The sequence below is a fragment of the Nonomuraea sp. NBC_00507 genome (assembly GCF_036013525.1).
GTDB lineage: Bacteria > Actinomycetota > Actinomycetes > Streptosporangiales > Streptosporangiaceae > Nonomuraea.
In genome coordinates, this window is record NZ_CP107853.1 from 7,685,730 (window position 1) to 7,707,401 (window position 21,672).

General features: G+C 71.6%; 12 protein-coding genes and 1 pseudogene. 6 read left to right on the plus strand and 7 right to left on the minus strand.

The genetic code is table 11. The features are described from left to right. Window positions 1–25: 25 nt before the first annotated feature. The 5 genes from OHA25_RS36965 to OHA25_RS36985 are packed head-to-tail and all read right to left on the minus strand — an operon-like array spanning window position 26 to window position 8,184. Window positions 26–1,387: a glycoside hydrolase family 28 protein gene (locus tag OHA25_RS36965; RefSeq protein WP_327581554.1), complete on the minus strand. Its 1,362-nt coding sequence runs from the start codon at window positions 1,385–1,387 to the stop codon at window positions 26–28. Next, window positions 1,371–2,375, minus strand: a complete 1,005-nt coding sequence (locus OHA25_RS36970) for a hypothetical protein (RefSeq protein ID WP_327581555.1) — start codon at window positions 2,373–2,375, stop codon at window positions 1,371–1,373. The genes OHA25_RS36965 and OHA25_RS36970 overlap by 17 nt, the downstream gene beginning before the upstream one ends. Further along, the gene (locus tag OHA25_RS36975) at window positions 2,372–4,795 is read right to left on the minus strand and encodes a family 78 glycoside hydrolase catalytic domain (RefSeq protein WP_327581556.1); all 2,424 of its coding nucleotides are present in this window, start codon (window positions 4,793–4,795) and stop codon (window positions 2,372–2,374) included. Before OHA25_RS36975 ends, OHA25_RS36970 begins: the two co-directional genes overlap by 4 nt. Window positions 4,796–4,804: 9 nt before the next feature. Next, a complete protein-coding gene (locus tag OHA25_RS36980) occupies window positions 4,805–6,229 on the minus strand; it encodes an alpha-L-fucosidase (protein ID WP_327581557.1) in 1,425 nt (474 codons plus the stop codon). Continuing rightward, a complete protein-coding gene (locus tag OHA25_RS36985; RefSeq protein ID WP_327581558.1) occupies window positions 6,226–8,184 on the minus strand; it encodes a beta-galactosidase in 1,959 nt (652 codons plus the stop codon). Before OHA25_RS36985 ends, OHA25_RS36980 begins: the two co-directional genes overlap by 4 nt. Before the next feature lie 22 nt (window positions 8,185–8,206). On the opposite strand from OHA25_RS36985, the gene OHA25_RS36990 reads away from it, so the two are divergent. From OHA25_RS36990 to OHA25_RS37005, 4 genes and pseudogenes are all read left to right on the plus strand, one after another. Continuing rightward, window positions 8,207–11,167, plus strand: a complete 2,961-nt coding sequence (locus tag OHA25_RS36990; protein ID WP_327581559.1) for a glycoside hydrolase family 2 TIM barrel-domain containing protein — start codon at window positions 8,207–8,209, stop codon at window positions 11,165–11,167. Continuing rightward, a complete protein-coding gene (locus OHA25_RS36995; RefSeq protein ID WP_327581560.1) occupies window positions 11,164–12,858 on the plus strand; it encodes an acyltransferase in 1,695 nt (564 codons plus the stop codon). Before OHA25_RS36990 ends, OHA25_RS36995 begins: the two co-directional genes overlap by 4 nt. Window positions 12,859–13,161: 303 nt before the next feature. Next, window positions 13,162–13,422, plus strand: a pseudogene (locus tag OHA25_RS61560) (protein kinase domain-containing protein); the annotation flags it as partial. A gap of 646 nt (window positions 13,423–14,068) precedes the next feature. Further along, window positions 14,069–14,332: a hypothetical protein gene (locus OHA25_RS37005; RefSeq protein ID WP_327581562.1), complete on the plus strand. Its 264-nt coding sequence runs from the start codon at window positions 14,069–14,071 to the stop codon at window positions 14,330–14,332. Here the strand turns inward: OHA25_RS37005 and OHA25_RS37010 are convergent. Then, a complete protein-coding gene (locus OHA25_RS37010) occupies window positions 14,329–16,110 on the minus strand; it encodes a glycoside hydrolase family 127 protein (RefSeq protein WP_327581563.1) in 1,782 nt (593 codons plus the stop codon). The two genes, OHA25_RS37005 and OHA25_RS37010, sit on opposite strands and share 4 nt — an antisense overlap. Before the next feature lie 42 nt (window positions 16,111–16,152). On the opposite strand from OHA25_RS37010, the gene OHA25_RS37015 reads away from it, so the two are divergent. Both OHA25_RS37015 and OHA25_RS37020 read left to right on the plus strand, forming a co-directional pair. Continuing rightward, window positions 16,153–17,811 (plus strand): hypothetical protein, encoded by a 1,659-nt coding sequence (locus OHA25_RS37015; protein WP_327581564.1) that lies wholly within the window; start codon window positions 16,153–16,155, stop codon window positions 17,809–17,811. Then, window positions 17,805–20,417, plus strand: coding sequence for a glycoside hydrolase family 78 protein (locus OHA25_RS37020; protein ID WP_327581565.1), 2,613 nt, complete (start codon window positions 17,805–17,807; stop codon window positions 20,415–20,417). Before OHA25_RS37015 ends, OHA25_RS37020 begins: the two co-directional genes overlap by 7 nt. On the opposite strand, the gene OHA25_RS37025 is transcribed toward OHA25_RS37020, so the two are convergent. Then, on the minus strand, window positions 20,401–21,672 hold the full coding sequence (locus OHA25_RS37025) for a glycoside hydrolase family 28 protein (RefSeq protein ID WP_327581566.1): 1,272 nt from the start codon (window positions 21,670–21,672) through the stop codon (window positions 20,401–20,403). The two genes, OHA25_RS37020 and OHA25_RS37025, sit on opposite strands and share 17 nt — an antisense overlap.

Here is a 21,672-nt window from a genome sequence, read left to right on the forward strand (position 1 = left end):
CCTATCGTAGGGCCGCGCGAGCGGGTCAGCCGGTCCGCACGCCGTTGATCCAGACGTTGCGCAGGCGCAGCCCCTCCACGTCGCGGACGATGTCGGCCTCGGCCATCTCGGTGAAGACGCTGTTGCTCACCCGGACGTTGCGGATCGGGTTGCCGGGGTTGCCGATCAGGTAGAACGCCCGCGGCGCCCGCTGGGCGCGCAGGTTCCTGACGTCGATGTCGCGGACGTCGGGGAAGTACGGCCCGCTGTTCTTGCCCTCGTAGTCCAGGGCTATCTCGATGACGGAGTCGGCGGCCTGGCCCACGGTGACGTCGCGGACGTAGAAGTCCCTGACGTACCCGCCGCGGTCGGGGTTGGTCTTGATGCGGATCGCGCGCTCCAGGTTCGGGCTGCTCATCGTGCAGTTCCAGGCGAAGACCCAGCGCACGCCGCCGGTGGTCTCGCTGCCCGCGGTCACGCCGCCGTTGCCGTCGCGCATCTGGCAGGAGTCGACCAGGATGTTGAGGCTGGGCGCGTTGACCCGGCGGCCGTCGGCGTTCTTGCCCGCCTTGATCGCCACGCAGTCGTCGCCGGTGTCGAAGACGCACCGCTGGATGAGCACGTCCACGCAGGACTCGGGGTTGCAGCCGTCGTTGTTGTGGCCGCGCGGGCTGTCCACGGTGACCTCGCGGACGGTCACGTTGGTGCACAGCACGGGGTGGATGTTCCACATGGGGGAGTCGCGGACGGTCACCCCCTCGATGAGGACGTTGCGGCAGCGGTAGAACTGGATCAGGTTCGGCCGCAGCTGGTGACCGGCGCCGAAGACCCGCTCGGCGACCGGCACGCCCTGGTCGGCCAGGGCGGCCAGGAGCTTCTTGTCCGTGCTCTCCGACCAGTTCCACCAGTGGGCGGTGTCGGCGCGGCCGTCCAGGACGCCACCGCCGGTGATCGCGACGTTCGTCCGGCCGTAGGCATAGACGAACGGGGAGTAGTTCATCAGCTCGATGCCCTCGTAGCGGGTGGCCACGACCGGCAGGTAGTCGGCGGGGTCCTGGCTGAAGGCGATCGTGGCGCCGGTCTGGACGTGCAGCTCGACGTTGTCGGCCAGGTGGATCGCGCCGGTGAGGTAGGTGCCCGGCGGCACCAGGACGCGCCCGCCCCCGGCGGCGGCGCAGGCCGCGACGGCTTTTCCGAACGCCTCGGTACAGGGGGTCGTCCCGTCGCCGGCCGCGCCGAAGTCGGTGACCGGGAAGACACGGCCGGGAAAGCGGGGCGGCCGGATGCGCCGCCTGATCTCCGGGACCCGCGACCAGGCCGACTCCTCCTCCCCGAACTCCCCGGAGGAAGAGGAGGCCGCCCCGATCACGAGCGGCACGGCCAGTAAGCCCCTACGCGAGATGTCCATCGTGTCCTCCGTATGCCAGGGAGATGCCGCGGCGCTCGGTCATGGTGTGCTCGCCCACCGGGAACGGGTCGCACCGCCGTACCGCGGTGTAGAAGTGGTAGGGCAGCCCGCCGCGGGAGATCACCGCGGGCTTGTGCGCGTAGGTGTCGTCGGCCGACCCGGGCGGCCCGACGTCCACCAGGATCTCCCCGCTCTTGCGCCAGGTGCGCAGGTCGCGGGAGACGGCGTAGCTCTCCCGGGCGTGGCCGTCGAAGGACAGCCCGAAGTAGAACATCACCCACCAGTCGCCGTCGCGCAGCACGCACGGGTCGGAGGCGAAGCGCTCGTCGAAGGCGCCGGGGCCGCCGTGCGGCACGACGAGCCCGCCGCGCTCCCAGCGCTCCAGATCGGGCGAGACGGCGTAGCCGATCTGCTCGCGCCACCCGTCGTAGGTGCGGTTCTTGGCGTTGTAGAAGCAGTAGTAGAGGCCGTCGTGCCGGAGCAGCCACGACTTGTAGAGCCCGCCGCGCTCCCAGTCGCCGCCGTCCTGCGGCCGCAGCACCGACCCGGTGTCCTTCCAGGTACGGAGATCGTCGCTGACGCAGAACCCGATCACCGCGGCGCCCGCCTCCATGCCGGGCTCGGGGTAGGCGTGGTAGGTGCCGACCGCCAGGCCGTTCTCCCAGATCACCTGGCCGGCCGAGCCGAGGCGGTTGTCCCGCGCGATCGAGGTCAGCGCGGCGTTGTAGCTGCGGTAGGGGTGATCGGGGTCGCGCGGCAGGATGACCTCGCCCGGGCTCCACGTCACCAGGTCGGCCGAGCAGCTCAGCGCGGTCTGGTAGCCGATCCCGTCGAATCCCACATATGTCATCAGATACTCGCCGCCGTCGGAGCAGACGAACGGGCAGTCCACGAAGAGGCTGTCGAACCGTCCCGCCTGCCACGACGGCTCGACCAGCAGCCGCCCGGCCTTGTGCGGCGTCCTGATGCCCGTGGCGTCGTAGCTCATCCGAACCTCCAGTGGCCCGCCGGCACCTCGAACGCCCGCGGCCCCAGCGCCACGGTCCCGGCGGGCGCGCACGCCGGGACGGGCAGGCGCACCTCGGCCGTGGACCCGGGCGGCACGTCCACCTCCAGGTGGAACCCGTCCTCGTCCCGCTGCCACGCCACCGCGACCCGCCCGTACGGCGTGGCCGTGGCCGCCCGCACCTCGGCCAGCTCTCCCGGTACGGCGGGCTCGACCAGCAGCCGCCGGAACCCGGCCGAACCGGGCGCCTGGCCGATGCCGGCCAGGTGCCGGTAGAACCACGCGTCGATCGCGCCGAGCATGTAGTGGTTCTGCGACAGGCCTCGCGTCGGGCCGTCCCAGGCCTCGGTGAGCGCGGTGGCGCCGTGGCGTACCTGGTAGCCGTAGCTCGGGTGGTCCGTACGGCGGGCGAACTCCCACAGCTCCTCGTGCCGGCCCGCGCGGCCGAGCACGCGGAACAGCGCGGGCAGCACGACCTCGCCGACGGTGACGCCGTCCTTGAGCGAGGCGCAGACGCGGTCAAGCTCGGCTTCCGGGGCCACGCCCAGGTCGAGCGCGAGCACGCCGGACGCCTGGCTGCCCGGCGCGTACTCCCGGGCGAAGGCGGCGGCGACGTGGTCGGCCAGGGCATGGTAGGGCTTGGCGTCGCGGCCGAGGACCTCGGCGGCGCGGGCCATGGTGCGGACGGCCCGCCAGTAGCCCCACGTCGACACCAGTTCGACGGGCGTGGTCGGGTCGGGGGCGAGCCAGTCGCCCAGACCGTGGCGCAGCAGGCCGCCGTCGGCGCGGCCGGTGAGGTAGCCGACGTACCGCGCCATGGCGTCGAAGTGCGTCTCCAAGGCGGTGGTGTCGCCGTACCAGCGGTAGAGCTGCCACGGCACGTGCACCAGCGCGCTGCCCCAGTTCGGGTCGTCGCGGAAGGCGCCCTCGAACACGACGTACTCGGGCGCGATGTCCGGCACCAGCCCCTCGGGCGTCTGCGCCTCGGCGATCGTGACCAGCAGCTCGCGGCAGTAGGCGGCCACGTCGTAGTTGTAGGCGACCACGTCGAAGAGCAGGTGGACCTGCTCCAGCCAGCCCAGCTTCTCCCGGTGCGGGCAGTCGGTCAGGACGCTGTACATGTTGCCCTGGATCGCCCGGTCGATGATGGTGTGGATGCCGTTGATCAGCTCGTCGGAGGTGCCGAACTCGCCGGTCCTGGCATTGCCCGCGCGCAGCACCAGCCCGGTGAGCGCGCCCTTGCCCGCGGGGAGGCCCTGGACCTCGACGTAGCGGAACCCGTCGTAGCGAAAGCGCGGATGCCAGGTCTGGGCGCCGTCGCGGGTGATGTAGGTGTTGAAGATCGGCGCGCCGGTCGTGGGCTTGGACTGCACCACCCGCCCGTAGGCGTCGAGCTGGTCGCCGGGGACGACGCGCAGGTGGTGCCCGGCGGGCAGGTCCAGCTCCAGCTCCGGCCAGCCGGCGATCACCGTGCCGACGTCGAACACCGGCGTGCCGTCCGCCGCCGCCAGCCGTACGCCCGGCAGCCGGTCCACGACCGTGATCGGCGGGCGGAGGCTGGAGCGCAGGGCGGTGGCAGGGGCGTCCACCACGGCCGCCGGCCGCCGGCCGGACGGCTCTCTGCGCGCGTCGTGGTCCTCCCCGCCGTACCAGTGCGAGCGGATCGTCGCGCTCCCGGCCGCCCGCCACGACGCGTCGGTGCAGATGCGCGTGGAGCCCGCCTCCAGCTGGGCGATCGCGCGCGGCGCGGCCTGGGAGCCGAAGAACTTCATGTACCGGTCCTGGTGCGGGTAGACGTGCGTGATCCCGGGCCCGAGCTCGATGACGAGCTCGTTCGTCCCGGGCCGCAGCAGGTCGGTGACGTCGTGCGTGGCGTAGACGACGCGCTTGCGGGCATCCGTGTACGGCGGCGCCAGCGCGTCGCTCACCACGGCGTCGTTCAGCGTGGCGACGTAGATCCCCAGGCCGGCGATGTGCAGGCGGGCGCTGTCCACGGGCTCGTCCAGGGTGAACTCCCTGGCCAGCAGCGGCAGCGGATGGCCCTCACCCCCGCGCGGGTCGTCGACCGGCCAGTCCGGGTGGGTGATCCAGGAGGCCGTCCAGTCCTCCTCGTGAAGCAGGCCCATCTCGAATCGGGCACTCTCGCTCCAACCCGACCAGCGGCCCTGGGGGTCGCGCACCCGCACCCGCCAGGTCGCCCTTTCGCGGCTGCCCAGCGGCGTCCCGTCATAGGCGACGCGCTGATCGGGGCTGACGACCTCGCCGGAGTCCCACAGCCCGTCGACCACCACGTGGTAGGCGGTCTGCGCGCCCTCGGTGAGCTGCCAGCTCAGGACCGGCCGGGCCGTCTCCACGCCCAGCGGGTCGGTCATGTCGCACGTGCGCGGGTTCGTCGCGTCCATCGCCATCCTTCACGTGATCTTGAGCATGTACGCGGCCGTCGTAGGCGGCTCGGGCGGGAGGTCGGCGTGCAGCGCTTCGGGGGCCAGCCGCCAGCCGACCGGGCCGTGGCCGAGCAGCTCCACCCGCCGCGGCCTGCGCCGCAGGAGGCCGGTGGTGGTGCCCAGGCTGGTGATCGAGGCCGTTCCGCGTGGCCAGCCGAGCAGGGTGGCGTAGAGCGTCTCGCCGCGGCGGGTGAAGCGGACGTCGCCCGGGCCGTAGGCGTGGTCGGCCTCGTTGTAGCCCTCGTAGCCGCGGGTGCCGCCCAGCCCGGTGGCGCCCTCGCCGGCGCGCAGCCAGGGGGTCGTGCCGTACACGCCCTCGCCGCACACCTCCAGCCACGCGCCCACCTCGGCCAGGAGGGTGCGCGCGCGGTCGTCGACCGTGCCGTCCGCGCGCTGCGGGATGTTGAGGAGCAGGCAGCCGTTCTTGCTGACCACGTCGATGAGCGTGTGGATGATCTGGCGCGACGTCTTGCGCGGGTGGAACAGATCGCTGTCGTCTTCGCAGTCGAACCACTCACCGTCGCTGGTGTCGAACTGCCACGGGTGCGGCTGGATGTCGTCGAGCTGGCGGCGCTCGCAGTCGAGGACCACGGCGGTGCGGTCCTCGTCGGGGACCTGCTTGATCGTGACGATGCCCTCGGGGTTCTTGTCGTAGTAGTCGCGCAGCAGCTCCAGCCCGAGCGGGCTGGGCGGGTCGCACTCGACCACGCTGCCCTCGTCGAACGGCATGCGGGTGTCGTCGAGGTAGACGAGGTCGGGCCGGTAGCGGCCGAGGGCCTCGCGGACCCGGGCGTAAAAGTGCTCGGCGACGTGCTGGGGCGGCTTGGCGCCCGGCGGGTGCTCCTCCGGGTAGAGGTCGGCCGGGTCGAGGCCGGTGCCGTCCCACGCCCGGTCGGTGGCCACGTCCAGCCAGCGCCACGTCCAGTTCTGGTGGAAGCTCAGCCCGAAAGGGAGCCCGGCCTCGCGGGCCGCCCGCCGCCACGCGCCGACGATGTCGCGGCGCGGGCCGACGCGGACGGAGTTCCACGGGTGCAGGCGGGAGTCCCACAGGTCGAAGTTGTCGCAGTGGGTGGCCAGGGCGACGAAGTAGCGCGCTCCGGCGGCAGTGTAGAGGTCCATGAGCTCGCCGGGGTCGAAACGCTCGGCGCGCCAGCGGGAGAACAGGTCCTTCGCGCCGCCCCGGCCGAAGTGCTTCTCGTGGTGGGCCTGCTGGCGTTCGGCGCGGCGCCGCTCCCACGGCTCCGATCCGGGGCGCATGCCGTACAGGTGGCGGGCGTACCAGTCGCCCGAGCGGCCCACCGACTGCGGGCCCCAGTGCGACCAAATGCCGAACTTGGCCGCGGCGAACCACTCCGGCACGCGCGCCCGCCGTAAGGAAGCCCAGTCGCTCATGCCCGGATCACCCGCACGTCGCAGGGGCCCAGCCGGAGGGGGCCGGCGGCGACGGGCTCACGGGAACCCGTCACTTCGATACCCGGCGCGGCGAGGGTCACCGCGGTCTCCCGATCGGACCAGTTGTGCGCGAACCACAGCCGTTCGCCGCGCCTGTTGACCGCCGATCGGAGGGTCACGCGCGGGTCGTCCGAGGCGAGTCGAGGCTGGGCAATCTCACGGAACAGTTGCCTGAGCGTGTCCCTGTCCGGCAGCGTGCCGACGTAGGTGACGGTGCCGTTCCGGGTGATGGCGGGCCAGCGGCCGAAGTGCGGGTGGTCGTACCAGTCCAGCGGCTCGGCGTCGTCGGTTTCCAGGCCGTCCGCCCAGCGGGTCGCCTGCCCGCCGCCGCGCAGCGGGACCGGCCGGAGCAGGGTCGAGTACTCCAGGTAGCGCACGCCCGCCAGCTCCCGCAGCGGCCCGGGGGCGACCTCGGCGCGGGCTCGCGCCTCGGCGTCGGCGTACCCGGACAGGAACGTGAGCACCAGGTGCCCGCCCCCTTCCACATAAGCCTTGAGCGCCTCGGCCAGCTCCGGCGTCAGGCAGTACAACGCAGGCGCCACCAGGACGGGCAGGGCCGGGTCCGGCTCGGACAGGAACCGCGCCTGCAGCCCGGCGTCGGCGGCACCTCGGTACAAGGCGGCCACCACGCTCTCGTAGGCGTCGTCGAAGGGCGGCTGGAAACCCAGCGCCCACTTGCTGTCGTGCGAGTAGAGGAAACCCACCTCAGCGTCCGGGACGAGCCCGCTCACGTCGTCACCAGCCGTTTCGAGTTCGGCGCCCAGTGTCGCGATCTCCTTGTAGACCCGCCCCGGCTCCAGGCTGTGACCGAGGATCCCGCCCCAGTACGTCTCCGCCCCGAAGTGCAGCGTGTGCCAGTGCCAGTAGGAGACCATCTCGGCGCCGCGCGCGATCAGCGCCCACGCCGCCTGGCGGAGCTGGCCGTCGTACGGCGGCAGGTTCAGCCCGGGACCGGCGATGGAGGTCGCGTTCGTCTCGGTCACCCAGAACCGCCCCTGCTTGGAGGCGTACATCCGGTCGGCCGACTGGAACAGCGCGGTCGGGCTCGAGGTGTACCAGGTGTGCTCGCCCGGCTCGTCGGCGGTCAGCGCGTCCTGGGTGAGGTAGTAGGCGTTGCCGCTGGTGATCGTCAGGTGCCGCGACAGCTCCATGTCGTGCAGGGCGGGCCGCTGGTAGGCCAGGCACGTCGTCAGGACGCGGTCCGCCGGGACCAGCTCGCGCACGATCTCCGCCTGCCACCCGATGAACTCGGTGGTCAGCTCGGCCTGGAAACGCCGCCAGGCCAGATCGTAGGACGGCGTCGTGTTGCCCTCCGGCCGCCACAGCTCGGCCCAGTCGCCGATCCGGTGCGACCAGTACGTCAGGCCCCACTCCTCGTTGAGCCGGTCCACGTCGTCGTACCGCTTGGCCAGCCAGTCGGTGAAGCGCTCGAAGACGGTCTCGTTGTGCATGAGGTGCAGGCCCGGCTCGTTGTCGAGCTGGACGCCGATCACGGCCGGGTGGCCGCCGTGCCGCCGGATGACGGTCCTGATGACCCGCTCGGCGTAGTGCAGGAAGAGCGGCGAGGTGAAGTCGGCCTCCTGCCGCGCGCCCCACGGGATGCGGCCGCCGCCGGGCCGGACGATCGCCAGCTCCGGGTGCTTGCGCTGCAGCCACGGCGGGATCGCGTAGGTCGGCGTGCCCAGCAGAACGCCGATGCCGCGCTCGTGCGCGCCGTCCAGGACGGGCGTCATCCAGTCCAGGTGGAACTCGCCGTCGCGCGGCTCCCACGTCGACCAGACCGACTCGCCGACCCGGATCGTGTTGATGCCCGCCTCGGCCATGAGATCGAGGTCACGGTCGAGGCGGGGGTCCGGCATGTACTCCAGGTAGTACGAGGTGCCGAAGCGGATCATGCCGTGATGGTATATTTATTCAATGGCGCATGTCAATGCACATGATCTTCATGAGGACCCGTCGCCGGGCTCGGGACGGCGGGCTCCACGGGCCGACTTCCTCTCCGACGCCCCGCGGCTCTCCCTCAACGGCACCTGGCGCTTCCGGCTGTCTCCCACCGCCGCGGGGAGCGACGCCCCGCTGTCGGATCCCGGGTGGGGCACGATCCGCGTCCCGTCGCACTGGGTGCTGGAAGGGTACGACCGGCCGCTCTACACCAACACGGCCTACCCGTTCCCGATCGACCCGCCGTACCTGCCGGACGACAACCCCACCGGCGACTACCGGCTGGTCTTCGACCTGCCCTCCGGGTGGCCGCCTGGAAGGAGCGTGCTGCGTTTCCAGGGGGTGGATTCCTGCGGTACGGCATGGCTGAACGGTCACCTGCTCGGGCACTCGAAGGGGAGCCGGTTACCGTTTGAGTTCGACGTCACCGGGATCGTGCGGCCGCGGGGGAACGTGCTGGCGGTCCGGGTACAGCGGTGGTCGTCGGGGTCGTATCTCGAGGACCAAGACATGTGGTGGTTGCCCGGGATTTTTCGGGATGTGGAGCTTTTATCCCGTCCGGTGGGCGGTATCGACGACTTCACGGTTGTGGCGTCCTTCTCCGGCGGCACAGGTCGGCTCCTGGTCACCTCGTCCTCCCCTGGGCTCGTCGAGATCCCCTTGCTCGGCCTCGCCGTACCGACCGGACAGGAGGTCACGATCCCGCACGTCGAGCCGTGGAGCGCCGAGCGGCCGCACCTCTACCACGGGACGCTGTCGGCCGCGGGAGAGACGATCTCCCTGGCGATCGGCTTCCGCACCGTGGCGGTTTCCGGGGGCCGGTTGCTGGTCAACGGGGCGCCGGTGTTCCTGCGCGGGGTGAACCGGCACGAGCACGATCCCACTCGCGGGCGGGCACTGGACCGGGACACGATGATCCGCGACATCGTGCTGATGAAGCGGCACAACATCAACGCCGTCCGCACCGCGCACTACCCGCCGCACCCGGAGTTCCTGCGGCTGTGTGACGAGTACGGATTGTGGGTGGTCGAGGAGTGCGACATCGAGACGCACGGATTCATCTACGCGGGATGGGAGGGAAACCCGCCGGACGAGCCGATGTGGCGGGAGGCGCTGCTGGACCGGACACGGCGCATGGTGGAGCGGGACAAGAACCATCCGAGCGTGATCATCTGGTCGCTGGCGAACGAGAGCATGGGCGGTTCGGCGTTCGCGGAGATCGAGTCGTGGATCCGCGCCCGGGACCCCGGACGGCCACTGCACTACGAACGCGATCCCACCTACCGGCACTCGGACTTCTACAGCCTCATGTACCCGTCGCTGGACGACCTCGCCCGCATCGGCACACGGACGGAACCCGCGCCCGACGGCATCTCGCCGTCCGACGACTCGCGGCGGCGGGGGTTGCCGTTCCTGCTGTGCGAGTACGCGCACGCGATGGGGAACGGGCCCGGGTCGCTGCAGGACTTCCAGGAGATCCTCGAGTCGTCGGAACGCTTCTGCGGGGCGTTCGTCTGGGAGTGGATCGACCACGGACTGACCGGGGTGGACGCCTCGGGGCATACGTACTTCCGGCACGGCGGCGACATCGACGCCCAGCCGAACGGCGGCACGTACTGCCTGGACGGGCTCCTGTTCCCGGACCGCACACCGTCGCCGGGCCTGGCCTCGCTGGCCGCGGCCCTCGCGCCCGTGGGGATCGCCTTCGGGGACGATCACCTGACGATCATCAACAAGTACGATATTTCCGGACTCGACCACCTCGCCTTCCGCTGGCGCGTAGAGGTGGACGGCATCCCCACCTCCAGCGGCGACCTCCCGGCACCGCCCTGCCCACCCCACGAGACCATCCACATACCCCTCCCCGCCCCCGCCATCGGGCCCGCCGCCGCGCCCCGCATCCCGGAGCGGCAGGGGGAGGCCTGGCTCACGGTGGAGGCTGTGCTGGCCGCCGACACGCCGTGGGCTTCGGCCGGTCACGTCGTCGCCTTCGCTCAGACCCAGCTCGCCCCACGCACACGCCACCAGCGCGCCTCCGAGCCTCCTGAGACGGCCTCCGCGTCCGGGCGCCCAGCAGATGCCCCTTCGACCGGCGGGGACGTGCTGCGGCTCGGGGAGGCGACGTTCGACCCGCGTACCGGACGCCTGGTCCGGGTGGGGGACGTCGAGGTGGACGGGCCCGTGCTGGACGTGTGGCGAGCGCCCACCGAGAACGACCGCGGCCAAGGCGACAGGAACGCGCTGGCCGCCGACTGGGACGCGGTCGGGCTGGACCGGTTCGTGCACCGTACGAGCAGCGTCCACCGCCCGGACCCAGACACCCTCGTGGTATGCGGAAGGAGCGGACCCGCCACCCGGACGCTCGGGTTCCGCACCACGTACACCTGGCAGTGGCGGGCGGAGGTGCTGCGGCTAACCGTGACGGCCGATCCGGTGGGCGACTGGGAGGACACCGCCTACGGTCACCTCCGGGTGAACCCGCCCCGGATGGGGGCACGGTTCCGGCTGCCCGGCGGATATCGGGACGTGACGTGGTTTGGACGCGGCCCCGGCGAGTCCTATGCCGACAGCCTGGGCGGCACCCGGATCGGACGGTTCGCGGCGGCGATCGACGACCTGCAGACGCCGTACGTGGTGCCGCAGGAGAACGGGAACCACATGGGCACCCGATGGCTGGAGCTGTCCGGGCCGGGGCTGGCGACGGTGCGCGTGGACGCGGAGCCGTACGTGGACTTCACCGCCCGCCGGTGGACCAGCGAGGCGTTGCGGGCAGCCCGCCACGTGCACGAACTGTGTGACTCGGGACATGTTTGGCTCAACCTGGACCACGGCCAGCAGGGAATCGGGAGCGCCTCCTGCGGTCCGGCCCTTCCCGAGCGCTACCGGCTGGCCGTCCGGTCCTTCTCCTGGTCGATGACGTGGAAGGTATGCGCATGAAACTGGACTACTGCCCTTGGTTGTACTGGGACCACGCGACGGAGGAGGACCGGCGGGCGCAGGAGTTGCACCTGGCCGAGCTCGCCGAGCGGATGGAACTGGAGGCCGCGGAGAAGATCTTCGTCTCGCCGCTGGCGGCCGTGCTCGCGGATCGGCTGGAGATGGGGGATTTCAGCTACATCGCGGCGCAGGTGTACGTCACGGATGAGCTCGTCATGGGGCGTGACTGCACGCTCAATCCCTATGCCGTGGCACGCGGGCGGGTGGTGATGGGGGCGGGGGTTCGCGTGGGGGCGCACACGTCGCTGCTGGGGTTCAACCATCAGGCGGCACCGGATCGGCCGGTGTTCCGGCAGCCCATCGTGTCGCGGGGGATCGAGATCGGGGACGACGTGTGGATCGGGTCGCACGTCGTGGTGCTCGACGGGGTACACATCGGCGACCACGCCGTCGTGGGGGCGGGGGCGGTGGTCACCAAGGACGTTCCGGCCTGGGCGGTGGTGGCGGGGAATCCGGCGCGCCGGATCCGCGACCGCCGGGATCCGCGGCCGGGTCCGGGCTCCGCGGGAGAGGCCGAAGCCGCTTCCCCGGTACGCCGGGAGGACAGTGCTTCCCTGATACGCCGCGAGGACGGTGGCCTGGAAGGGCGCCTTTCCGCGTTTGCCGATCTGGCGAGGGAGCAGGTGGCCGACGTCCTCGGCCGGACCTGGACCGGCGAACGGTACCTGGACCGGCCAGGCGCCGCCCCGACGGTTCGCGCCTGGTGTGACGCCGTGGAGATCGCCGACCTGCTGCTCGGCACTCCGCCCCCGCAGTCGTCACGGGACGAGATCGTGGCGTTCCTGCGTGACCGCCAGGATCCCCGCACCGGCCTGGTACCGGAGGTCGCCGGAGGCGGTGGCGGGCTGGAGCTGTCCGGCGTCGCCGCCTATCACGTGCTGTGCGTCGGCTACGCGCTCGACCTGCTGGGTACCGGATTCCAGCACCCGGTGCGCGCGGTCGGCGAGCTCGGCTCGGCGGACCTGGTGAAACTGCTGGACGGGCTCGACTGGCGGCGTGCAGCGTGGACGTCCGGGTCGATCGTGGACGCCGTCGGGACCGGGCTGTACTGGGACCTCGCCACGTTCGGCCGGCGCGGGGAGATCGAGACCCTGTACGGCTGGCTGCTCACCCGCTGCCGCCAGGAGCACGGGATGTGGGGCGATCCGGACCCCGGCTCCGGATGGCTGCACGTCGTCAACGGGTTCTACCGGCTCACGCGCGGGACGTACGCGCAGTTCGGGCTGCCGGTCCCGTATCCGGAGCGGGCCGTCGACACCGTGCTGACACAGGCGAGGGATTCGCGCTACTTCCGTCCGGGGGAGGGGAACGCCTGCAACGTCCTCGACGTCATTCACCCGCTCTGGCTGCTGGGACGGCAGACGCCGTACCGGCGGAGCGAGGGGGAGACGTGGGCGCGGACGCAGCTCGACCGGGCGCTCGGCGGGTGGCGGGACGGCGCGGGATGCTCCTTCGAGCTCGACGGCGGTGTGCCCCGGCTTCAGGGCACGGAGATGTGGCTGGCCATCATCTGGCTGCTCGCCGACTATCTGGGGGTTTCGGGGGCGCTCGGCTACCGGCCGCGCGGCATCCACCGCCCGGAACCAGCCCTTCACCTGCCCGATTTCAGGGCTGAGCAAGGCGGTCGCTGAGCGTCGGCCACCGCCGAGTCAGCCATGCGAAACCTTTGGCACTTTGCCATAATCCGTCGTCAAGGGCCCGTCGAAGCAGGTGAGGCCGTATGCCGCAGCGCCGACCGCTGGGCGCGGGAGACTCGACACACCTCGGTGCCTATCGTCTGACCGCGGTTCTGGGTGAGGGCGGCCAGGGCAGCGTCTACCTGGCCCAGGCCCCGGACGGGCAGCAGGTGGCGATCAAGGTGCTGCACGCCCGGCTGACCACCCATCCCGCCGAGAGGCGCCGATTCCGGCGCGAAGCGGAGATCGTGTCTAGCGGTGGCCACGCTGACCGCGCTGGATGCCATCCACCGGGCCGGGATCATCCACCGCGATTTCAAGCCCAGCAATGTGATCATGGGGCCGGTCGGGCCGATAGTCGTCGATTTCGGCATCGCCCGCCTGGCCGAGCGCCTCACGACCCGCTCCGTGACTGTCGGCACCCTGGCCTACCTGGCCCCCGAGCAGCTGGCCAACCAGTCGGCCAGCCCTGCCTCGGACGTGTTCGCCTGGGCCGCCACGATGGTGTTCGCGGCAACCGGGCACCGGGCCTTCCCCGGCGACCATGCCGCCGCGGTGATGGCCGCCATCCTCACGCAGGAGCCGGACCTGGACGGCCTGCCCGGGTGGCTGCGTCGACTGCAGCGGCACACCCCAGCCGGTTCCCCCGCCCCAGTCGATGTCCCACCTGTCAGGGACCGGCCCCTGCGCGTGGTGCTGGCTCTCCTGCTGGCGCTTCTGCTGGCGGCGATCCCGATCGGGATCCTCCAGCCGTGGGCTCCAACGGATGATCCACCCTCCGCCCGTACGCAGCTCCCCGGCTTCGGCGAGCGCATCGGTGGCCCCCTCAAAGTCCGGCCCCATGACATTCTGGACAACCCCGTGTTCACGCTGGTGCTCGGGAAGTTGAACGGGAAGAGCATCGCCGTCACCGGACAGAGTTCGAGCACCGTGGTGTGGGACCTGGCCACGGCCCAGATGCTGAGAAGGCTCCACACGGGAGCGGTGAGGGCGATCGGAAGACTGAACGACAAGCAGGTCGCCATCACCAACGGCCTCGACCGCAGGGGCACGCTTCGGGTGTGGGATCTCGCGACCGGCGAGATGCTGCGGACGCTGTCCGGCAACCCGGTGGATGTCTACGCCGTGGCGATTGACGCTTCCCGACCACAGCCGCGTAAGTGCGTTGGCGATCGGTCAGCAGGTCGCTGTCACCGGCGACAGCGACGGCACGGTCCGTGCGTGGGACCTTGCCACCGGGAAGCGACTGCAGTCGCTCACCGGTCTCAGCGACCCGACCGGTTCGGTGGGGCTCGGGGAGCTGAACGGCAAGCAGATCGTCATGGCCTCGACCGCCGCGGGAGACGGCGTCACCGACGGCGTCACCTGCGATGCCTACGGAGACGTTCAGCTGTGGAGCCTGGCCGGGCCCGTCCCGACACCGCGTTAGCAGTGCATGGGCGTCCACACCCGCATCGGGCCGGCGCCGCGGTTGGCCCAGGTGTGGTAGGGAACGAACGTCAGCTCGACCGGATCGCCGTGCTCGGCCTCCCGCGGTGCCGTCGCGGTCCGGTACGGCCAGCCGCCTTCGTCGCCGTGGACGTGGCGGCGACCTGGGGCGGTCACCGTACCGGCCGGCCCGTCACGAAGGTCCGAGGCGGCCACGCACAGGTCGTCCACGCTCACGCCCGGGTGGTCGGCCTGTTCCAGGCAGTAGACGAGCGGGCCGCGCTCCACGGCCACCTCGCCGCGCGCCACGTCCAGGCGGGGCACGGCGGCCGTCAGGCGGGGGCGTACGTCCAGGTCGAGGACGATCCGGTCGCCCGGCCGCCAGTGGCGGCGGATCCGGTGGTAGGCGCCGGGCGCGGCGGGGTCGCCGTCCACTCCGGCGTTCGCGGCCCAGGCGGGGATGCGGGCCGACAGCGTCCACGGCCGGTCCGGGGTCTCGCGGACCGTCACCTCGACGCGGCCGCTCCACGGGTAGTCGGTCTCGACGTCCGCGTGCAGCCCGCCCGCCTGGACGGAGCCGGTGGCGTACTGGTGGAGCTGGATCCCGTCGGCGTCCTGGGTGGCCAGGTAGTGGCCGAGGGAGGCGAGCGTGCGCATGACGTTGGGCGGGCAGCAGGCGGTGCCGTACCACTCCTGGCGGCCGCGGGCGGGCGTGCGCAGGTCGTCGGGGTCGGCGCCGGCGCGCACGCGCAGCGGGTTGGTGTAGAAGAACAGGGTCCCGTCGCCGGACACGCCGGAGAGGATCGCGTTGAACAGGGTCCGCTCGATCAGGTCGGCGTAGGCGGGGTCGCCGGTGGCCAGGAGCATGCGCCACGACCATTGGAGGCTGCCGATGGCCGCGCAGGTCTCGGCGTAGGCGGTGTCGGGCGCGAGCTCGTCGAGCCCGCCGAACGCCTCGCCGTACCAGAGGGAACCCAGCCCGCCGGTGAGGTAGGTCTTGTGGGCGACCATGCTGCGCCACTGCCGTTCGAGGGCGGCGAGCAGCCTGGTGTCGCCGGTTTCGACGGCGACGTCGGCGGCGCCCGCGGCCAGGTACATGGCGCGGACGGCGTGGCCCTCGACGGTGTCGGCGTCGAGCAGCGGCACCCCGTCCTGGCGCCAGCCGGGGCCGTGGTGGCCCTTGAGGGTGATCGTGGCGTGGCCGCGCTCGCGCACGTGCCGGGCGGCCAGGTCGAGGTGGCGGCGCTCGCCGGTCTGGCGGTAGAGCTCGACCAGGCCCATCTCGACGACCGGGTGGCCGTCCAGGCCGTGCGGCGTCTGAGCCAGGTGGTCGGCGAAGCGGGTGGCGACCTTCAGCAGCCCTTCCTCGCCCGCGGCCCGGCTGCCGGCGACGGCGGCCTGCATGAGGTGGCCCGCGCAATAGAGCTCGTGGTTGGAGGCCATGTCGGCGTAGCGGTCGCGCACGGCGGTGTTGAGGTAGCCGTCGGGGTGCTGCGCGCCGGCGACGAGCGCCACGGTGTCCGGCTCCCGGCCGCCCGACCAGTGGACCGCCTCCAGCCACTTGTAGACGTCGGAGTCGGCGAACACCTTGCCGCGATGGGCCGCGCCGGGGCGGAAGTTGCCGAACGCGCCGGACTCCTCGAGCCGTTCCCGGCCCAGCGGGATGGTGATCTCCTGGTTGATCCACCGCCGTTCGCCCCAGAAGCCGCCGCCGATGCTCCCGCGCGCCGGGCGGAGCGCCGTGGCCGCCCGCGGTTCCACCACCGAAAAAGCCGTCATGACATCTAGCATATACAACGATATATGAATATATATAACAGTATGATCCCTGACACCCTGCTGCTGGAGGAGCGCGCCGCGCTGGCGATGAACGCGGTGGCCGGGTTGCCCGACCCGGACCTGGGCGGCGTGCCGTACTTCTGGGCGAACCTGCTGGCGCGGCCGGCCTCCCTCGCGCACGGCGACTGGGACTACGGCTCCAGCCACGGCCGGCTCCTCGACGCGTGCCTGCTGGCCAGGCACATGACCGGCCGGGACGACTGGAAGGAGGTGGAGGCCGGGTTCAAGGAGCGGCTGCCGACCTTCTTCGGGCCCGACGGGCTGAGTTACCGGCGGCGCAACCCCCACGCCGACTGGGAGCCCAACGCCAACCTCATCGACCAGCGCGCCGTCATCCTGTCCCTCACCACCTGGTACGTCAGCGACGGCGACCCGGAGGCCAGACGCCTGGCCGACCGGCACGTGGCCGCGCTCAAGCGGATCGCGATCAAAGAACGGGACGCCTGGTACTACCCGGCCTCGGAGTACACGCCCGACGGCTGGCCCTCGGGCAACGCCGTGCAACTGCACCTGGCTCCGGATCCGGCCTCCTTCTGCGGCCGGCTCATCATGCCGCTGCTGCGCTACCACCAGGCGACCGGCAACGAGGACGCGCTGGAGCTGTGCGCCTGGTTCGCCCGGCTGATCGTCGACCGCAGCGGGGTGTTCCTGCCCGACGGCGGTTTCAACGCGGCGCTGGCCTACCGCAGCGGCCACTTCCACACCCGGCTCGGCACGCTGGAAGGGCTGGCCCGCTACGCCGCCCACGTCGGCGACCATGCCCTGACCGCCTTCGTGAAGCGCTCCTACGACTGGGCACTCGGCCAGGCCACCGCCTTCGGCTGGACGCCCGGCGACCTGGCCGGGCAGCGGTACGAGCACGAGAGCTGCTCGCTGGTCGACCTCATCGGCGTGGGCACGACGCTGGCGCGCAGCGGGCACACCGAATACTGGGGCGTGGTCGAGCGCTTCCTGCGCAACCACCTCACCGAGTCGCAGCTGCTGGACCTGGACTGGGTGGAGTCGGGCCCCGACGCCTCGGCCGACGTGCCCGGGTGGGTGACGCACGTGCGGGTGGGCGAGCGGCTGCGCGGGGCCTTCGCCGGGTACGGCGCGCCGAACGACTTCGTCTGCGACGTCGAGCTGGGCCGCGGCCACACCGCCGACGTCCAGGCGTGCTGCGTCGGCTCCGGGGTGCGCGGGCTGTTCTGGGGCTGGAACTCGATCGTGACGGGCAACCGGATCAACCTGCTGCTCACCCGGGCCACCCGGCGACTCACCGTGCTCAGCCACCTGCCGCACGAGGGGCGCGTCGACGTCGAGGTCCACGAGGAGCTGCCCGAGGTGCGGATGCGCATCCCCGCGTGGGCCGGGTACGCCAAGGTGCGCGTGGACGGCCGGGAGCCGGAGTGGGCGGCCGACGGCTACCTGCTGGTCCGTGTCCCGCGCGGGCGCTTCACGATCACCTTCCCGGTCGCCGAGACGACGTCCACCGAGGTCGCGGCGGATCGGGAGTATCGGGTGCGGTGGCGGGGCGACGACGTCGTCGGCATCAGCCCCGAGGGCACGGCGCGGCCCATGTACAGCGGGCGCAAGGTCCATCCCTCCGCGCCCGTGCGCGAATACGCCCTGAACCGTCCAGTTTCGGAGATCTCATGGTGAACCCGTATGACCTGAGGTGCGAGCACCGCCGTACCCCTGGCGAGATCGCCGTCGCGGCGCCCCGGCTGAGCTGGCGGCTGGAGGGCTCGGAAGACCCGTCCGCGTACCGGATCGAGGTGCGGCGAGAGGACGGCACGCGGGTCTGGGACAGCGGCTGGGTGGACGGCCGGGACGTCTGGGCCGACTACGGCGGCGCGCCGCTGGCCTCGTTCGCCCGCTACAGCTGGCAGGTGTCCGTCCAGCCGTCCGGGGCGAGCGCCACGTCGTGGTTCGGCACCGGGGTGCTGCACGCCGACGAGTGGGACGCCGCGTGGATCGGGCACGACCCGGACACCGAGCCGCCGTTCGAGCCGCCGACCGACTCGCGTGAGCCGCGCAGCCGGGGTACGGCGTCGCTCCCGGCGCCACGGCTGCTGCGCCGGTCGCTGGAGATCACGCGGCCGGTGGTCTCGGCCCGCGTCGCGTGCAGCGCCCGGGGGTTGTACGAGCTGCGGGTGAACGGGCAGCGGGTGGGCGATGCCGAGCTGGCCCCAGGGTGGACCGATTATCGGTACCGCGTGCCGTACCAGGTGTATGACGTCACCTCGCTGCTGCGGGAGGGCGCGAACTGCGTGGCGGCGATCCTGGCCGACGGGTGGTGGTCGGGGAGCCTGGGGTGGGACAAGCGGCAGGCGGCGCAGAGATACGGGCGGCATCCGCAGTTCCTGGCGCAGCTCGTCATCGATCACGCGGACGGCTCGCGTACCGTCGTCGGGACCGACGCGTCGTGGCGGGAGCGCACCGGGCCGTTCCTTTACGCGGACCTGCTGATGGGTGAGTACTACGACGCGCGGCTGGAGATCACGGGCTGGGATTCTCCCGGCTTCTCCGACGACGGCTGGGCGCCGTGCCGGGTCGTGGACACCTCGCTCGACGTGCTCGTCCCGGCCGGGGCGCAGCCGGTGCGGGTGACGGAGGAGCTGGCTCCGGTGGAGGTGCGCGACCTGGGCGGGCGGTGGATCGTCGATCTGGGGCAGAACATCTCCGGGCGGGTACGGATCACGCTACGTGATGCCCCGCCGGGGACGCGGGTGCGGATCCGGCACGGGGAGGCCCTGGACGAGAAGGGCGAGCTGTACACGGCCAACCTGCGTTCGGCCGAGGCGACCGACGTGTACGTGGCTCGCGGGGGCGCCGTCGAGACGTACGAGCCGCGGTTCACCGTGCACGGGTTCCGTTACGCCGAGATCAGCGGGTGGGCGTGCGAGGTGGCCGGGCGGGTGCTGCACTCCGACACGCCTCCCGCAGGGGAGTTCGCCTGCTCCGACGCGCAGGTGACGCGGTTGACGAGCAACATCCGGTGGAGCCAGCGGGACAACTTCGTGTCCGTGCCCACCGACTGCCCGCAGCGTGACGAGCGGCTCGGGTGGACGGCGGACGCCCAGGTCTTCCTGCCCACGGCGTGCTTCAACGCCGACGTGGCGGCGTTCTTCACGAACTGGCTGGCCGATCTGCGGCACGGGCAGTTGCCGGACGGCGCGGTGCCGGACGTCGTGCCGCACGTGATCACCGAGCGACACGGGGCGCCGGCGTGGGGGGATGCGGCGACCGGGGTGCCGTGGCACCTGTACACGGTGTACGGAGATGAGCGGATATTGCGGGACAGCCTGCCGAGCATGCGGGCATGGGTGGACTACGTGCACCGGCACAACCCTTCGCTGGTGTGGCGGCAGAAGACCGGCAGCCACTACGGGGACTGGCTCCAGGCCGGGGTGACGACGTCGCGGGAGGTGCTGGCGACCGCGTACTTCGCGCTCAGCGCGTCGTTGACGGCGCGAGCGGCGGAGGTGGTCGGCTCGCCCGAAATTTCGCGATATTACATCCAGTTGCGGGATGAGATCGGTGCGGCGTTCGCCCGCGAGTTCATCGCGCCCGACGGCCGGGTCACCGGCGACACGCAGACCGGCTACCTGCTGGCCCTGGCGTTCGACCTCGTCCCCCAGGACCTCGTCGAGGCGTCGGTCGGCCACCTCGTCGCCGACCTTGAGCGACGCGGGCGCCGCCTCACGACGGGCTTCGCCGGAGTGGCCCTGCTCTGCCCGATCCTGACCCGGTACGGCCACGCCGACCTGGCCTACGACCTTCTCCATGACGACCGGTACCCGTCGTGGGGGTATTCGATCCAGCGGGGAGCGACCACGATCTGGGAGCGGTGGGACGGGTGGACGGAGGAGCACGGCTTCGGGCCCGTGGCGATGAACTCCTTCAACCACTACGCGCTCGGCTCCGTGGGGGCATGGTTGTACGGCGGGGTCGCGGGTCTGGGACAGGAGTCGGCCGGGTTCCAGCGTCCGGTGATCCGCCCGGTGCCGGGCGGGCGGCTGACGTGGGCCTCGGCGGCCTACGAGACGCCGCTGGGGCGGCTGAGCAGCCGGTGGGAGATCGCGGACGGGACTCTCACGCTGGACGTGGGTATCCCGCCGGGGGCGGAGGCCACCGTCCACGTTCCCACCACCGCGCCGTCATCCGTGCGCGGGCCCGGGCATGTCGTGGCGCCCGGGGTGTTCCGCACGGGTGCGGGGACGTTCCGGTACACGGCGGAATGGGAGGTCAGGTGCCCACGCTGACCCCGGTGATCGACAGGTTCTCGACGTCGCTGGCCACGTCCGCGCGCAGCACGTGTGCGAACGTGCTGTCGGAGACCGAGATCCCGCGCAGTGGCTGCTCCGGATACCCGCGCAGCAGGTAGGCGCTGCGCGTCCGGTCGCTGCGGATCCCCGCCACGTGGATGTCGCGCACCACGGGCGGCTCGTCGCCTGTGTGGCCGTCGCCGTGGTAGAGGTCGATGGAGATCGCCTCCTTGGTCAGCTCGCTGATCTCCACGTCCTTGACGTGCACGTTCTCCACGAAGCCGCCGCGCACGGAGTTCGTCTTGATGTAGAGCCCGAAATACAGCCCCGGCCCGCCCCACCGGCAGCGGCGGACGAACACGTTGCGTATGCCGCCGGTGGTGTCGGTGCCGATCGCGACCGACCCGTACCGGTAGCGCATGTCGCAGTCCTCGATCAGCACGTCCTCGCACGGCACGTTCACCCGCCGCCCGTCCGGCCCGCGGCCTGCCTTGATCGCGATGCAGTCGTCACCCACGTCGAACGTGCACCCCGAGATCACCACCGAGCGGCACGACTCGGGGTCGCAGCCGTCGTTGTTGGGCCCGCGCGAGAAGATCGAGACATCGCGGACCAGGACGTTCTCGCACAGCACCGGATGGATCTCCCACATCGGGGAGCGGACGATCGTGACGCCCTCCACCAGCACGTTGCGGCACCGGTAGGGCTGGATCATGTTGGGCCGCAGGTAGTGCCCGGCGCCGAAGACGCGCTCCTCCACCGGTACGCCGTCGGCGGCCATCCGCTGCAGTGCGGCCCAGTCGGCCTCCTCGTGCGGCGTGCCGGGCCGCCAGCCGAACTCGGGCGTGCCCACCCACGGCCACCAGTTCTCGGGACCGGCGCTGCCGTCCAGCACGCCCGAGCCGGTGATCGCGATGTTCTCCTGGCCGTAGGCGTAGATGAAGGGCGAGTAGTTGAAGCACTCGATGGCCGAGAAACGGGTGTAGACGGCGGGCAGGTAGGCGGCCGGGTCGGTGCTGAACACGACGCGCGCCCCGTCGGCCACGTGCAGGTCGACGTTGCTGAGCAGGTGGACGGCCCCGGTGTGGTGCTCGCCCGGCGGCACCAGGACGTGCCCGCCTCCGGCGTCGTGGCAGGCGCGGATGGCCTCGCCGAAGGAGCCGTGGTCGGTGACGTCGAACCAGCGGTCCGGGAACTCCGGCGGCGTCACCCGCGCCTTCAACTCGTCGGCGTAGGTCCAGGGGTCGTGCAT